Genomic DNA, 14,057 nt, shown 5'->3' with positions numbered 1-14,057 from the left:
CGGGCATTGAAAGTTGGTTACACTGCAGGCCTGCCACGCGTAAGCGATAACCATAAAAGCGTTGCCTGTAGGATCGGCCTTGTTAGGCCACATGTGGGCCAGCCCCATAGTAGTAGTCTGTAGGCATTTGGATTCCTCACTCGCCTGCCCTACTTCCTTCCAGGCATCGCACTGACATCAGGGTCGATGCCATGCGTAACAACCAACCCATCACCGGTAACGAGCGGACTTTTCCTGCGCAGCAGCGCCTGATCTCGACCACCGACCTCAAGGGCCAGATCACCTATTGCAACGATGCCTTCGTCGAGATCAGCGGCTTCTCGCGTGACGAACTGATTCGCGCGCCGCACAACATCGTCCGCCACCCGGACGTGCCAGAGGCCGTGTTCGCCCATATGTGGGCCACCCTCAAAGAGGGCCGGCCGTGGATGGGCATCGTCAAGAACCGCTGCAAGAGCGGCGATCATTACTGGGTCAACGCCTACGTGGTGCCGGTGCTGGAAAACGGCCAGGTGACCGGCTACGAGTCGGTGCGCAGCAAGCCCACCGCTGAACAGGTGCAACGCGCCCAGGCCCTCTACTCGCGTATCAACGCCGGCAAGGCAGCGATCCCGAGCCGCGACCGCTGGCTGCCAGTGCTGCAGAACTGGCTGCCGTTCATTCTGGTCAGCCAGGTCGGCTTTCTGGTCGGTGCCTGGCTGGACAGCACCTGGGGCTTCGTCGCCGCCGCCGCGCTGTCGATTCCTCTCGGCCTACTCGGCCTGGCCTGGCAGGGTCGTGGTATCAAACGCTTGCTGCAACTGGCCGAACAAAGTACCTCCGACCCATTGATCGCACAGATGTACACCGACAGCCGCGGCGTCGAAGGCCGCCTGGAACTGTCCCTCCTCAGCCAGGAAGCACGCCTGAAAACCTGCCTCACCCGCCTGCAGGACAGCGCCGAGAACCTCACCAAACAGGCCAAGCAGGCCGACGTACTGGCCCACAACAGCTCCGCCGGGCTGCAACGTCAGCGCGAGGAAACCGACCAGGTCGCCACCGCCGTCAACGAAATGGCCGCCACCACCCTGGAAGTGGCCAACAACGTGGCACGCACCGCCATCGCCACCCAGGAAGCCAACCGCCTCACCCAGCAAGGCCGCACCATTGCCAGCGAAACCCGCGAAGCGATCCAGCGCCTGTCGCTGTCGGTGGGCGAAACCGGCGAAGCGGTCACCCGCCTCGCCCAGGACAGCAACGAAATCGGCGGCGTGGTCGACGTCATCAAGGGCATCGCCGACCAGACCAACCTGCTGGCCCTCAACGCCGCCATCGAAGCCGCCCGCGCCGGCGAAATGGGCCGCGGCTTCGCCGTGGTCGCCGATGAAGTCCGCTCCCTGGCGCAACGCACCGCCCAGTCCACCGGGCAGATCCACGCCCTGATCGCCAAACTGCAACGCACCGCCGACGAAGCCGTAATGACCATGGACATCGGCCGAAAACAAGCCGACGAAGGCGTCGAACGCGTACAGCAAGCCGACCAGGCCCTGGCCGGTATCAGCGACGCGGTGGCCAATATCAACGAAATGGCCGACCAGATCGCCGCCGCCGCCGAAGAACAAAGCGCCGTGGCCGACGAAATCAGCCGCAATATCACCACCATCGCTCAGCTGTCGGATCAGACGGCCGGCGAGGCGCAAAGCACGGCGCTGTTGAGTGAAGAACTGACCAGCACGGCGCAGGGGCAGTATTCGTTGGTGGCGCGGTTTAATCGGTAGGTGGGGTTGGTGAGTGCTGCGCTGTGGGCCTGGGTGCGCATGCGAGGCAAGGAGAATTTTGTACCCTTGCGGGGGTGCAATGAGCGTGGTGTATAACATGCCAAACACCCCAGTGCCTCGCCGTATGCCTCGGACTAGACGGGTTCAGCACAAAGGTCCTGGAATGTTATACACCACGCCCGTCCGGGGAGTTATGCACCAGTTGGTGTCTATTTATAGTTAGAGCACAAGAGAAGGAAATGCGTAATGGCTACACCAGAAAGTATCAGGGACGAATTTTTGGATTCCATTGCTCATATAAGGCAAGCCTTCCTTAAAGTTTCAGGAAACGTAGGCAGAAACGGAATATTTACCTTCCCTGACGTTCATAAACTCAGCGAAGGGCTTTTTATTAGTGCATTAACATACTGGGAGGCTGTCTGCCGAGACCTGCTGATATTAGAGCTCGCAACAGACACTTCTGGAATTCTAAGAAAAGAAATAACTAAATTCAGAACCAAAGGTGCGGCTCTTAGGCTTGCAGAGAGAATTCTCAATCACCCAGACCATCCGGAAAAATTTATCGAGTGGTCAAGCTTCAACTCAATTGAATCAAGGGCAAATATATTTCTTGGGGCGGGCCATAGGTTTAAATTAACCCAGGCAACAAGTGCAGATATCGCAAAATTAAAACGCATCAGAAATGCTATTGCACACAAATCAGATAAGGCATGGAGCAGCTTTGTAAGCTTGATATCGTCCGCCCCATTCAATATGACACCATCTCAACGCAAAGGTATAACGCCAGGGCGCTTTATATACTCAAACCAATGGAACGGAAACACTGTTCTAAGCCAAACATTAAATTTACTAGAAAACGCAGTCCGCGAGCTTGTACCCTAACTACTGGTTCAAATCGCTCACTTCGTTCGCTGGGACGGGCTAAAGCCCGCCCCTTAACCAAACGTTAGGCTACCGCACTGAGATACAGAGGAAAGTGTATATGCGCAATCCCAAGGGTTTCTCACAAGAAAGACTACGAGAGCTCGGAGAGAGTCTTGAGAGTCATACGTGGGGGAACCGCTGCGAAGTTGAAGCAAGCGACATATGCATGTGCACTAATTGCTACAGACGCTTTCCACCGTCGGACATCAAGTCTTGGCAAGATGGGGTATCAGCTGTTTGTCCTAATCCGGAGTGCTGCTTTGGCGGCTCCGTTATTGGCTCAGCTTCCGGGCTCAACTTTGAAGACTATGATTACTCGAAAGCAAATACCTGAGGCGAAAAGGGGACAGATTTATTTATTGAATCACTGGAATGGGTCGCCCCCCTTTTGCACTTTAACTAGCCAAGGAAGAATATGACCAATCTTGAATTAGTAGCCGCTCTCAAAGCTCTTCCAGATGAAGATTTGGCGTTGGTACTTGGAATGGTGCTTCCTGAACGCAACCCGTTCGCCAGCGAGCCCGAAGTGGTCACCTCCAGAATGTTTCTTGGTATATATACAGAATATACGGTCGAACGTTCAATTAGCATCATTGCCTACCCCAAAGATGGGGAGCAAGGGCCTTACTGGGGGTTCTGCCAATCTGTTGACTCACCAATTTCAGGCATAAGTTTCGTCTCACCCAAGAAAGAAGCCATATCCCCTTTGGACGGAACAACAATTAGTCTTACCTAACAAGTAGGATAGATGAGGCATCAGTCGCGCCCCCATTCCCCTACGAAGCTAAGGTAATTTACCCCTGACGATATTTTTAGACTTTCCCCTTCAAAGAGTGCCTAAGGTCAACTCGATGTTCATCCACAACACCCTCCACTATAAAGATTGGGCAGACCGTAGAACGCTCGACGCGGTCGCTCAGCTCGATCCATTGACGCAGCCCGAGAAGCTGGCTTTTAAACCGACGGGGTCAGAGTCATTGATTTAGCCACATGCCATAATCAATGATTCTGACCCCATCGATTTTTGACTTTGTACAGTGAGGCTTTGATGTGAATACTGTTGAAGATGCATACGGAGAGTTGGCTAGCGGGATTGTCGACTTTGCCGCTGGCCGTTCATGGGAGCGGGCGTGCTGCAAGTGTGCGATCTATGACAAGATGGCGAGCGCTACGTACTGGCTTGAAGGCTCTGGCAATATTGATAGGGACGCGCTTGGCTGGCCTGACTCCTCGATTAATATTGGTCAGGCTGCACTTTTTATTAGGGATAATATTCTTGCTACAGGGGGGCAACGTATCTGGGGGCTAACCTTCTCGCTGTTTCCAGATGGTAAATTTGACCTTGAATACGATTATTCTAGGCCGAAAGAATAGATATAGAAGTTAGCAAGTAGGGGGGATGACGCTCTTTTCATCCACCATTGCACGCTGAAACTGGTGGACGGATAAAGCGTCGTCCACCCTACGAAACTGGCTGACCAAGTACCTCGATTGCTTAATCCAGGGCAGCTTCAGAAGCCCATTCGCTTCGTTTTCGTGGATGGCAAGCAGGGCATGTTGAGCCATGAAGAAGCAATTTTTCACCTGGTCAACCACGGCACCTATCATCGCGGCGCCATCGGCCATGCCCTCGAGCGGGCTGACGGCAACCGGCCCGCCGATACCTATACGGTATTTATTCATGGGGCAGAGCCTGAGCGTCGAAACGTCTGAGGCATACTCCCCGTTCGATACAGACTCACCACCCTGCACACCATGACCAATCCGCAAACTCACCTAAATGAACTGATCGCTCATCTCGCGGTGCTCACCGACATTCTCGCCCTCGACGCCGATAGCCACTGGGGCGCGCATTTCCACAATTGCCTGACGACCGCCCGATCGCTGGTGGGCAGCAGTCACGATGGGGAAGAACTGGCGGGCCTGGCGTGTTCGGTGATGTCCGTTTACGGCGGCATGGGCAGCTTCAACGATTACGCGCCGTGGCAAAATGGCCGCTGCATTGCCGGCATGGAGTCGCTGGATGAAGCCTCGAATCGCGTCTACATGGCAGCCCGGGCGATAAGGCTGCGCAACGCCACAGACGCAGACTGACGTCCCGCATACACCACAGCAGAGGCCACCTGAATCAATGTCCATCACTAGCCTATCCGAACTCTTCCAGACCGAGCCCATCAGTTGGGGCTGTCGGGGTGATCCCTATCTGTGGCAGGAAATGAGCGAGGTGCTGGCCACGCAGCCGCTTCCGTCGAGCGAGGCGCAACTGGCCGGAACCCTTGAGGCCATCTTCGAGCGCCTGGTTGGCTTGCCGATAACAGCGCAAGAGTCATCGGTATTCGTTGAGCGGCACGCCCATGGTGGCATGTCGTCGGGCCATATCAGCTTGAAGTTCTGGTGCGAGACGGCCTTGCCGTTGTTGCTCGCGCGCTACCATGCAGCCCTTATCGACGGCGACTCGCGCTGATTCGCCTCAACACATCTTAATCACGTGGCAGCCGTTTATCGCAGGCGGCGTATCATGCCCAGCAAAGGACTCATCGAATGACCGACACCGCCTATTCCCTCGTGCACGCCATTCCGTCGGTGGAAACCTATCGCCATCTGCGTACCGCAGCCGGGCTGAGCGCCAAGACCGTCGAGGCGGCAAGCCGTGGCCTGCCCAACAGTCTATTCGCCGTACAGGTGCTCTGTGCCGGGGAGCCGGTCGGCATGGGCCGGGTGATCGGTGATGGCGGCGCGTTCTATCAGGTGGTGGATATCGCCGTGCTGCCAGCCCATCAGGGCCGTGGGCTGGGCAAACAGATCATGGCCGCGATCAGCGATTACATCACTCACGAAGTGCCAGAATCCGCATATATCAGCCTGATCGCTGACGGTGAGGCCTATCGCCTTTATCAGCAGTTCGGCTTTGTGCTGACGGCACCGGCAAGCCAGGGCATGGGGCTGACGAAAACCGCAGGCTGAGCCACACACCGACCCACGATAGAGACGCAGGTAGCACCATGAATCGCCGCAAGAAGATCAAGCAGTTGCTGGAGGCCCACGCCAAGAAGGCCAACGCCAAGCTGGCACCCAAGAACAGCAAGCCCAAATACATCAGCAAGGCCGACCGAGCAAAACTGGAAGCCGAAGCCGCCGAGAACCAGGACACGGCGGCTAACTAGCGAAACTGCTTCAATTGTTATCGACGCAGGGCCGGGCCATTAAACACTCGCCATACTAGGGTCTGTACGAAGAGTCTTCGAGGGCAGGTGCTTTTAGTACAGAGCCTGGCAGCGTCTCCCCGAAAAACAAGGACTTTTGCCATGGACAAGGATGCCTACAACCGACAGCGCCACCATGTGGACTTCCTGCAGTCGCTGCTTGGCGTACTGGTGATCGCGCTGTTCGTGCTGGTGATCTTCGGCGCCTCTGATGCCGTGGTGATCGCCTTGGCCGTGATCGTTGCCGGTGGACTACTCAATTTGTATCGCCAGCATCAACTGCTGTTGCGCTACACCTGCCCCCAGTGCCGCAATACGCCCCATCACAAGGTCGACGAACGCGCCGGCGACTACCATGACCCGGCAACCGCGAACTGCCTGCACTGCGGGCAGCGGTTGACTGAGTGATTCATCTATTTTGATCGTTGATCGTGCCCACGTAGAGCGTGGGCGCTATCCGCATTCGCGAGAGCAGCCGTTCCGCTTTCACGTGGGAACGGGCGGGGACATCTAGGCCATGCCCGTGATTTTTCGCGGGCATGGCCCGCTCCCACATGAATCAGTGGCGGCCGCCTCTGCGTTTTAGCTGCCGCTTCATGCACATAGAGGTTTGATCGTTCCAGAGCTCTGCGTGAGCCTATCCGCATAAGCGCCCTAAACGATCAAGGCGCCGACCGCGGCCCTGCTGCAACGACTCTTGTTCCACTCGTCCGCCAGCACGCTTGGCGCCACGCCCAGGCCGGGAATGGCGACGAACCCCATGGGCGCCGTGCGCTTTCCGTCTTTACCGATATAACTGAATTGGCCGCAGGTGCCGTGGTGGTCACTGAGGATCAGTGTTGCGGGGTCGGCGCCGGCGCCGCGCACGTAGTCCCTCATCATCTCGACGGATGCTGGATTCGCCGGCACGCCCGCCAGGTACCACTTGCTCTTGCCCAGCAGCATGATCAGGCACAACAGGATGGCGGCCCATAGCGCCAGGCGTTTGAAGCGCTTGGCGCTTCGGTGAATCTGCAGCACGTCGCGGTAATGCATCCCTGATTTCCCTGCCCCAATCACAGCCGCCGATTTGATCGTTCCCACGCAGAGCGTGGGCACTATCCGAAATCCCGTAGGAACGGGCGGGAAAGCCCAGGCCATGCCCGCTATTTTTCGCGGGCATGGCCCGCTCCCACAATTGATCAGTGACAGCTGCTTCTGCCTTGTAGCTGCCGCTTCATGCCCATAAAGATCGTGATCAGGTTTTAAGAAAGCCCGCCACCGCATCCGCCGCCGACTCCAGATGCTGCTCATGGCTGTAGCCGGATACCTTCAGCGGTTTGAGGTCGTGGTCGCCTGCCGTCAGCCAGCACAGTTCGATGGCCGCCGATAGCTGGAAACTGGCCACAGTGTGGCGGTCGCCCATGGCGTCGCGCTCGCCCTGCACGATCAGGGTCGGCGTTTTCAGGTCGGCCAGGTGCGCGGTGCGTGGTTTGTCGGCCTTGCCGATGGCGTGGAAGGGATAGCCCAGGCAGACCAGGCCGTCGGCCTGCAGCTCGTCGGCCAGCAGACTGGCCATGCGCCCGCCCATGGATTTGCCACCGATGGCCAGCGGCCCCGTGACCTGGTGTCGCACGGCGGCGTACACGGCGCGCCAGCAGTCGAGCAGTTTGGCCTGGGGGTTGGGTGGGCGCTTCTTGCCGTCCTGGCGGAGCGCGGCCATATAGTCGAACTCGAAGCGCACCACCGTCAGCCCCCGGGCGGCGAGCTTCTGCGCCATCAGGTTCATGAAGTCGCTGTCCATCGGCGCGCCGGCGCCGTGGGCAAGGATCAGCGTGGCCTGGCTGGCGCCCGTCGGCCGATCCCAGAGCAGCTCTGCTGCCGGGCTTTCCTGTGCCTGTTGACCGGCGTCAATACCGCTTCGCTGCCCTTCTCGCATGCTTGCCTCGCTCATAAAAAAGCCCTTTTCCGTGTACGGATTTTCCCGTGCGTGAGGGCTGCAGATGATCTGCCCATAACCGTGGATGGAAACCCAGACATGAACACAACAACCAGTTCCGCCTATAACTACAAGGTGGTTCGCCAATTCGCCATCATGACGGTGGTGTGGGGCATAGTCGGGATGGGGCTCGGCGTGCTTATCGCAGCGCAGCTCGCCTGGCCGTGGCTCAACTTCGACCTGCCGTGGACCAGCTTCGGCCGCCTGCGGCCCCTGCACACCAACGCGGTGATCTTCGCCTTCGGCGGCTGCGCCCTGTTCGCCACCAGCTACTATGCCGTACAGCGCACCTCCCAAGCCACGCTGTTCGCGCCCAAGCTGGCGGCCTTTACCTTCTGGGGCTGGCAACTGGTGATCCTGCTGGCGGCCATCACCCTGCCGCTGGGTTACACCAGCAGCAAGGAATACGCCGAGCTGGAATGGCCGATCGACATTCTGATCACCATCGTCTGGGTCAGTTACGCGATCGTGTTCTTTGGCACCATCATCAAGCGCAACGTCAGCCACATCTATGTCGGCAACTGGTTCTTCGGCGGGTTCATCCTCACCGTGGCGCTGCTGCACGTGGTCAACAACCTGGAAGTACCGGTCAGCATGACCAAGTCCTACTCGCTGTACGCCGGCGCCACGGACGCGATGATCCAGTGGTGGTACGGCCACAACGCGGTGGGCTTCTTCCTGACCGCGGGCTTTCTGGGGATGATGTACTACTTCGTGCCCAAGCAGGCCGGGCGCCCGGTGTACTCCTATCGCCTATCGATCGTGCACTTCTGGGCGCTGATCACCCTGTACATCTGGGCCGGCCCGCACCACTTGCACTACACCGCGCTGCCGGACTGGGCTCAGAGCCTGGGCATGGTGATGTCCCTGGTGCTGCTGGCACCGAGCTGGGGCGGCATGATCAACGGCATGATGACCCTCTCGGGTGCCTGGCATAAGTTGCGCACCGACCCGATCCTGCGCTTTCTGGTCGTCTCCCTGGCGTTCTACGGCATGTCGACCTTCGAAGGCCCGATGATGGCCATCAAGACCGTCAACGCCCTCTCTCACTACACCGACTGGACCATCGGCCACGTGCACGCCGGCGCCCTCGGCTGGGTGGCCATGGTGTCGATCGGTTCGCTGTATCACATGATTCCCAAGGTGTTCGGCCGCGAGCAGATGCACAGCATCGGCCTGATCAACGCGCACTTCTGGCTCGCCACCATCGGCACCGTGCTGTACATCGCCTCGATGTGGGTCAACGGCATCGCCCAGGGCCTGATGTGGCGCGCGGTGAACAGCGATGGCACGCTCACCTACTCCTTCGTCGAGGCGCTGGAAGCCAGCCACCCCGGTTTCGTGGTGCGGGTGATCGGCGGCGCGATCTTCTTCACCGGCATGCTGCTGATGGCCTGGAACACCTGGCAGACCGTGCGCGCCAGCAAGCCGGAAGAACTCGAAGCTGCCGCCCTGTATTCGGTTGAGGGAGCCCACTGATGAAACACGAAATCGTCGAAAAGAACGTCGGCCTGATGGCGTTGCTGATGGTGTTCGCCGTCAGCATCGGCGGGCTGACGCAGATCGTCCCGCTGTTCTTCCAGGATGTGGTCAACGAGCCGGTCGCCGGCATGAAGCCCTATACCGCGCTGCAGCTCGAAGGCCGCGACGTGTACATCAAGGAAGGCTGTGTGGGCTGCCACTCGCAGATGATCCGCCCGTTCCGCGCCGAAACCGAGCGCTACGGCCACTACTCGGTGGCTGGCGAGAGCGTGTGGGACCACCCCTTCCTGTGGGGCTCCAAGCGGACCGGCCCGGACCTGGCCCGGGTCGGCGGCCGCTACTCGGACGAGTGGCACCGCGCGCACCTCTACAACCCGCGCAACGTGGTGCCGGAGTCGAAGATGCCCTCCTACCCCTGGCTGGTCGAGAACGTTCTGGATGGCAAGGACACTCCCGCCAAGCTCAAAGCCATGCAGTTTCTCGGCGTGCCTTACACGGATGACGACATCGCCGGCGCCAGCGCCGCCGTGAAGGGCAAGACCGAGATGGACGCCCTGGTCGCCTACCTGCAAGTGCTCGGCACTGCCTTGAAGAACAAGAGGTGATTCCATGCTTTTCGACTTTATCGACATCGGCATGGTGCGCGGCATCGGCACCGCCCTGGTACTGATCGCCTTCACCTGCGTGACGCTGTGGGCTTACAGCGGCAAACGCGCCAAGGCGTTCGACGATGCGGCCAATCTGCCCTTCGCCGATGAACCAAAAAAACAGGCTTCGAGGAATGAGACCCCATGAGCACTTTCTGGAGCTGGTACATCACGCTGCTGACCCTTGGCAGCCTGGTCGCGTTGTTCTGGTTGCTGTTCGCCACACGCAAGGGGGAACGCAAGAACACCACCGACCAGACCATGGGCCATTCCTTCGACGGCATCGAGGAATACGACAATCCCCTGCCGCGCTGGTGGTTCATGCTGTTCCTCGGCACGCTGATCTTCGCCGCCGGTTACCTGGCGCTGTACCCGGGGCTGGGCAACTTCAAGGGCCTGCTGCCGGGTTATGCAGACGGTTGGACGCAAGTCGCCCAGTGGGAACGGGAAGTGGCCAAGGCAGACGCCCAGTACGGGCCGATCTTCGCCAAGTACTCGGCCATGCCGCTGGAGCAGGTGGCGCAGGACGAGCAGGCGCTGAAGATGGGCGGCCGGCTGTTCGCCACCTACTGCGCCATCTGCCACGGCTCGGACGCCAAGGGCGCGGTGGGCTTTCCCAACCTGACCGACGAAAACTGGCGCTGGGGCGGCGACGCCGAAACCATCAAGACCACCATCCTCAACGGGCGCATCGGCGTGATGCCGGCCTGGGGTCAGGTGCTCGGTGATGACGGTGTGCGCAACGTGGCTGGCTACGTGCGCCACGAGCTGGCCGGGCTGCCACTGGCCGAGGGCAGCAACGTCGACCTGGAACAGGGCAAGCAGCTGTTCTCCACCACCTGCGTGGCCTGCCACGGTCCGGCCGGCAACGGCATGGCAATGCTCGGCGCACCAGACCTGACTCACCCGGGTGGCTGGATCTACGGCTCGAGCCTGGCGCAACTGCAGCAGACCATCCGCTATGGCCGCAACGGCCAGATGCCCGCGCAGGAGCAGTACCTGGGTAACGACAAGGTGCACCTGCTGGCGGCCTACGTGCTGAGCCTGAGCCGCAAACCGCAACCGGGAAAATAATGCCCACGTGTAGGAGCGGCCGGGCGGCGATCCGCTTTAGCCGCGAGTTCTTTGTTGCCTAGTCGGGCACTAAAGCTCGCGGCTAAAGCCGCTCCTACGCAGGTCTCCATCTTTCAGCTACCGTTGCTTTACCTACTCAGGAGGCAACGGAATGCCCCACTCCGTCGGTTTGCGCAAAGGCCGAATCTCTCTAACCAACCAGATCTATCTGCTCACGGCCACTGTCGAGAATCGCCAGGCGATCTTTTCCGACCTGGCGCCCGCTCGCCTGCTCATTCGCGAGCTGTATAACGCTCAAGCTTCAGGACTGGCAGAGTCGCTCGCCTGGGTGGTCATGCCCGATCACCTGCACTGGCTGGTATCCCTGCAAAAAGGCTCGCTCAGCGAATTGATGCATCGCGTCAAAGGCCGCAGCGCCTTGCAGGTGAACAGTCGGCTCGGTCGCCAAGGCAGACTCTGGCAAGAGGGTTTCCATGACCGAGCGCTACGCCGTGAGGAAGACATACTGCCAACAGCCCGATACATCGTTGCTAATCCGTTACGGGCAGGCCTGGTAACGCGTATCGGCGATTACCCTTTTTGGTATGTGGTGTGGCTCTGAATATCTGCTCAATATTTTCAGCCTGACTACAGAATCTCAATGCACACAATCGTGGGAGGGGCTTTAGCCCCGAGCTCTTTACACAGGTTAAAACTCGGGGCTAAAGCCCCTCCCACAAACCGCCCCGCAGCTTGCAGGCTTCCCCCTCGACACCCTACAGACACATCAGCGCGGCCCAAAGCACTCCTCGAAACACTGCAAGGCTCGCAACAGAGCGCTTTCCGCATATTTCCAACGCATTGCACCACCTGAGCCCGTCGGGGATACTCGCGCCGCCTGAAATGCCTGTCGCCCCGCGGCAGCGCCCAGCCCAGCGTGGAACCCAACATGAGCCCAGCAAGCCGTCCGGCTGCCTACAACTACAAGGTGGTGCGTCAGTTCGCGGTGATGACCGTGGTCTGGGGCGTGGTCGGCATGGCGTTGGGGGTGTTCATCGCCGCGCAGCTGGTGTGGCCGCAGCTGAACCTCGACCTGCCGTGGACCAGCTTCGGCCGCCTGCGCCCGCTGCATACCAATGCGGTGATCTTTGCCTTCGGCGGTTGCGCGCTGTTCGCCACCAGCTATTACGTGGTGCAGCGCACCTGCCAGGTGCGGCTGGTCTCCGACCGCCTGGCGGCCTTCACCTTCTGGGGCTGGCAGGCGGTGATCGTCGCCGCGGTGATCAGCCTGCCGCTGGGTTACACCAGCAGCAAGGAATACGCCGAGCTGGAATGGCCGATCGATATCCTCCTGGGCATCGTCTGGTTCGCCTATATCGGCGTGTTCTTCGGCACCCTGTTAAAGCGCCGCACCCGGCATATCTACGTGGCCAACTGGTTCTTCGGCGCCTTCATTCTGGTCACCGGCATGCTGCACTTGGTCAACAGCGCCGCCGTGCCGGTCAGCCCGTTCAAGTCCTACTCGGTGTATGCCGGCGCCACCGACGCGATGATCCAGTGGTGGTATGGCCACAACGCCGTGGGCTTCTTCCTGACCACCGGCTTTCTGGGGATGATGTATTACTTCGTGCCCAAACAGGCCAACCGGCCGATCTACTCGTACCGACTTTCCATCGTGCATTTCTGGGCGCTGATCACCCTGTACATCTGGGCCGGCCCGCACCACCTGCACTACACCGCCCTGCCGGACTGGGCCCAGAGCCTGGGCATGGTGATGTCGATCATCCTCCTGGCGCCAAGCTGGGGCGGCATGATCAACGGCATGATGACCCTCTCCGGTGCCTGGCATAAGTTGCGTACCGACCCGATCCTGCGCTTCTTGGTCGTCTCCCTGGCGTTCTACGGCATGTCGACCTTCGAGGGGCCGATGATGGCCATCAAGACGGTCAACGCGCTGTCCCACTACACCGACTGGACCATCGGCCACGTGCATGCCGGCGCCCTGGGCTGGGTGGCGATGATCACCTTCGGCTCGCTGTATCACCTGATTCCCCGGGTATTCGGCCGCGAGCAGATGCACAGCCTGGCAGCGATCCATCTGCACTTCTGGCTGGCGACCATCGGCACCGTGCTGTACATCGTCGCCATGTGGGTCAACGGCATCACCCAGGGCCTGATGTGGCGCGCGGTGCATGAGGACGGCACGCTGACCTACTCGTTCATCGAGTCGGTGACGGCCAGTCACTGGGGCTACGTGGTGCGCATGATCGGCGGGACGATCTTCTTCGCCGGTATGCTGCTAATGGCCTGGAACACCTGGCGTACCATTCGCGCCGCCCAACCTGCCGAGTACGACGCCAGCGCGCGGATTCCCCTGATGCAAAACCGGGAGGCCGGCCGATGAAGCACGACCTGATCGAAAAGAACCTGGGCCTGATGACCCTGCTGATGGTCATCGCCGTGAGCATTGGCGGCCTCACCCAGATCGTGCCGCTGTTCTTCCAGGACGTGGTCAACGAGCCGGTGGCCGGCATGCGGCCCTACACCGCCCTGCAACTGGAAGGCCGTGACATCTATATTCGCGAAGGCTGCGTGGGCTGCCACTCGCAGATGATCCGCCCGTTCCGCGCCGAAACCGAACGCTACGGCCACTATTCGGTGGCCGGTGAAAGCGTCTGGGATCACCCCTTCCTGTGGGGCTCCAAGCGCACCGGCCCGGACCTGGCGCGGATCGGCGGGCGCTACTCGGATGAGTGGCACCGCACCCATCTGATCAACCCGCGCGACCTGGTGCCGGAGTCGAAGATGCCCGCCTATCCCTGGCTGGCCGAGCGCACGCTCGATGGCGCCCTGAGCGCCGAAAAGCTCAAGGTCATGCAGGGCTTCGGCATCCCCTACAGCAACGAGGATATCGCCAAGGCCCGTGAGGCGGTGGCCGGCAAGAGCGAGCTGGATGCACTGATCGCCTACCTGCAGGTGCTCGGCACCTCGATTCCCAACAAGCGGTGACGCC

At 60.0% G+C, this 14,057-nt stretch carries 19 protein-coding genes; 17 read left to right on the top strand and 2 right to left on the bottom strand.

What is annotated here, in order from left to right; all coding sequences use genetic code 11:
* Positions 1 to 191: 191 nt before the first annotated feature.
* The 10 genes from BUC40_RS08900 (at position 192) to BUC40_RS08860 (ending at position 6,292) form a co-directional block, all read left to right on the top strand.
* The gene (locus BUC40_RS08900; RefSeq protein WP_073264741.1) at positions 192 to 1,757 is read left to right on the top strand and encodes a methyl-accepting chemotaxis protein; all 1,566 of its coding nucleotides are present in this window, start codon (positions 192 to 194) and stop codon (positions 1,755 to 1,757) included.
* Positions 1,758 to 2,003: 246 nt separating this feature from the next.
* Complete coding sequence (locus tag BUC40_RS22665) at positions 2,004 to 2,639, top strand: hypothetical protein (RefSeq protein WP_139272142.1); 636 nt, start codon at positions 2,004 to 2,006, stop codon at positions 2,637 to 2,639.
* Positions 2,640 to 3,096: 457 nt separating this feature from the next.
* Positions 3,097 to 3,417 (top strand): hypothetical protein, encoded by a 321-nt coding sequence (locus BUC40_RS22660; RefSeq protein ID WP_139272141.1) that lies wholly within the window; start codon positions 3,097 to 3,099, stop codon positions 3,415 to 3,417.
* A gap of 314 nt (positions 3,418 to 3,731) precedes the next feature.
* Positions 3,732 to 4,055, top strand: a complete 324-nt coding sequence (locus BUC40_RS22655; protein ID WP_139272140.1) for a hypothetical protein — start codon at positions 3,732 to 3,734, stop codon at positions 4,053 to 4,055.
* Positions 4,056 to 4,235: 180 nt separating this feature from the next.
* Positions 4,236 to 4,394 carry a DinB family protein gene (locus tag BUC40_RS08885; protein ID WP_244160625.1) on the top strand — a complete coding sequence of 53 codons (159 nt, stop codon included), beginning with the start codon at positions 4,236 to 4,238 and terminating at the stop codon, positions 4,392 to 4,394.
* A 42-nt stretch (positions 4,395 to 4,436) separates the two neighbouring features.
* Positions 4,437 to 4,775 carry a DUF6966 domain-containing protein gene (locus BUC40_RS08880; protein WP_073264737.1) on the top strand — a complete coding sequence of 113 codons (339 nt, stop codon included), beginning with the start codon at positions 4,437 to 4,439 and terminating at the stop codon, positions 4,773 to 4,775.
* A gap of 37 nt (positions 4,776 to 4,812) precedes the next feature.
* Positions 4,813 to 5,145 carry a hypothetical protein gene (locus tag BUC40_RS08875; RefSeq protein WP_073264735.1) on the top strand — a complete coding sequence of 111 codons (333 nt, stop codon included), beginning with the start codon at positions 4,813 to 4,815 and terminating at the stop codon, positions 5,143 to 5,145.
* Between the two features lie 77 nt (positions 5,146 to 5,222).
* Positions 5,223 to 5,645 carry a GNAT family N-acetyltransferase gene (locus BUC40_RS08870; RefSeq protein WP_073264733.1) on the top strand — a complete coding sequence of 141 codons (423 nt, stop codon included), beginning with the start codon at positions 5,223 to 5,225 and terminating at the stop codon, positions 5,643 to 5,645.
* A 38-nt stretch (positions 5,646 to 5,683) separates the two neighbouring features.
* Positions 5,684 to 5,845, top strand: a complete 162-nt coding sequence (locus BUC40_RS08865) for a DUF2986 domain-containing protein (RefSeq protein WP_073264731.1) — start codon at positions 5,684 to 5,686, stop codon at positions 5,843 to 5,845.
* A gap of 141 nt (positions 5,846 to 5,986) precedes the next feature.
* On the top strand, positions 5,987 to 6,292 hold the full coding sequence (locus BUC40_RS08860) for a hypothetical protein (protein WP_073264729.1): 306 nt from the start codon (positions 5,987 to 5,989) through the stop codon (positions 6,290 to 6,292).
* Between the two features lie 246 nt (positions 6,293 to 6,538).
* Here BUC40_RS08860 and BUC40_RS08855 read toward each other — a convergent pair whose 3' ends face one another.
* Both BUC40_RS08855 and BUC40_RS08850 read right to left on the bottom strand, forming a co-directional pair.
* Positions 6,539 to 6,919, bottom strand: a complete 381-nt coding sequence (locus BUC40_RS08855; RefSeq protein WP_073264727.1) for a hypothetical protein — start codon at positions 6,917 to 6,919, stop codon at positions 6,539 to 6,541.
* Between the two features lie 202 nt (positions 6,920 to 7,121).
* Entirely contained in the window at positions 7,122 to 7,802 is a 681-nt protein-coding gene (locus tag BUC40_RS08850; protein ID WP_073265180.1) for an alpha/beta family hydrolase, read from the bottom strand.
* Positions 7,803 to 7,901: 99 nt separating this feature from the next.
* Between BUC40_RS08850 and ccoN (BUC40_RS08845) the strand changes: the two genes are divergently transcribed.
* The 7 genes from ccoN (BUC40_RS08845) to ccoO (BUC40_RS08815) all read left to right on the top strand — a co-directional run bounded on the left by ccoN (BUC40_RS08845) (position 7,902) and on the right by ccoO (BUC40_RS08815) (position 14,053).
* The gene (ccoN, locus tag BUC40_RS08845) at positions 7,902 to 9,341 is read left to right on the top strand and encodes a cytochrome-c oxidase, cbb3-type subunit I (protein WP_073264725.1); all 1,440 of its coding nucleotides are present in this window, start codon (positions 7,902 to 7,904) and stop codon (positions 9,339 to 9,341) included.
* Complete coding sequence (ccoO, locus tag BUC40_RS08840) at positions 9,341 to 9,949, top strand: cytochrome-c oxidase, cbb3-type subunit II (protein ID WP_073264723.1); 609 nt, start codon at positions 9,341 to 9,343, stop codon at positions 9,947 to 9,949. The genes ccoN (BUC40_RS08845) and ccoO (BUC40_RS08840) overlap by 1 nt, the downstream gene beginning before the upstream one ends.
* 4 nt (positions 9,950 to 9,953) lie before the next feature.
* A complete protein-coding gene (locus BUC40_RS08835; protein ID WP_111463437.1) occupies positions 9,954 to 10,139 on the top strand; it encodes a cbb3-type cytochrome oxidase subunit 3 in 186 nt (61 codons plus the stop codon).
* On the top strand, positions 10,136 to 11,065 hold the full coding sequence (gene ccoP, locus BUC40_RS08830) for a cytochrome-c oxidase, cbb3-type subunit III (protein ID WP_073264720.1): 930 nt from the start codon (positions 10,136 to 10,138) through the stop codon (positions 11,063 to 11,065). Before BUC40_RS08835 ends, ccoP begins: the two co-directional genes overlap by 4 nt.
* 151 nt (positions 11,066 to 11,216) lie before the next feature.
* Positions 11,217 to 11,666, top strand: coding sequence for an REP-associated tyrosine transposase (locus BUC40_RS08825; RefSeq protein WP_073264718.1), 450 nt, complete (start codon positions 11,217 to 11,219; stop codon positions 11,664 to 11,666).
* A gap of 327 nt (positions 11,667 to 11,993) precedes the next feature.
* A complete protein-coding gene (gene ccoN / locus BUC40_RS08820) occupies positions 11,994 to 13,448 on the top strand; it encodes a cytochrome-c oxidase, cbb3-type subunit I (protein WP_073264716.1) in 1,455 nt (484 codons plus the stop codon).
* The gene (gene ccoO, locus BUC40_RS08815; protein ID WP_073264714.1) at positions 13,445 to 14,053 is read left to right on the top strand and encodes a cytochrome-c oxidase, cbb3-type subunit II; all 609 of its coding nucleotides are present in this window, start codon (positions 13,445 to 13,447) and stop codon (positions 14,051 to 14,053) included. Before ccoN (BUC40_RS08820) ends, ccoO (BUC40_RS08815) begins: the two co-directional genes overlap by 4 nt.
* The last annotated feature ends 4 nt before the right edge of the window (positions 14,054 to 14,057 follow it).

Origin of the sequence: Phytopseudomonas punonensis (assembly GCF_900142655.1) — a bacterium.
GTDB classification, from domain to species: Bacteria; Pseudomonadota; Gammaproteobacteria; order Pseudomonadales; family Pseudomonadaceae; genus Aquipseudomonas; species Aquipseudomonas punonensis.
This window is presented reverse-complemented; position numbering and strand designations above follow the sequence as displayed.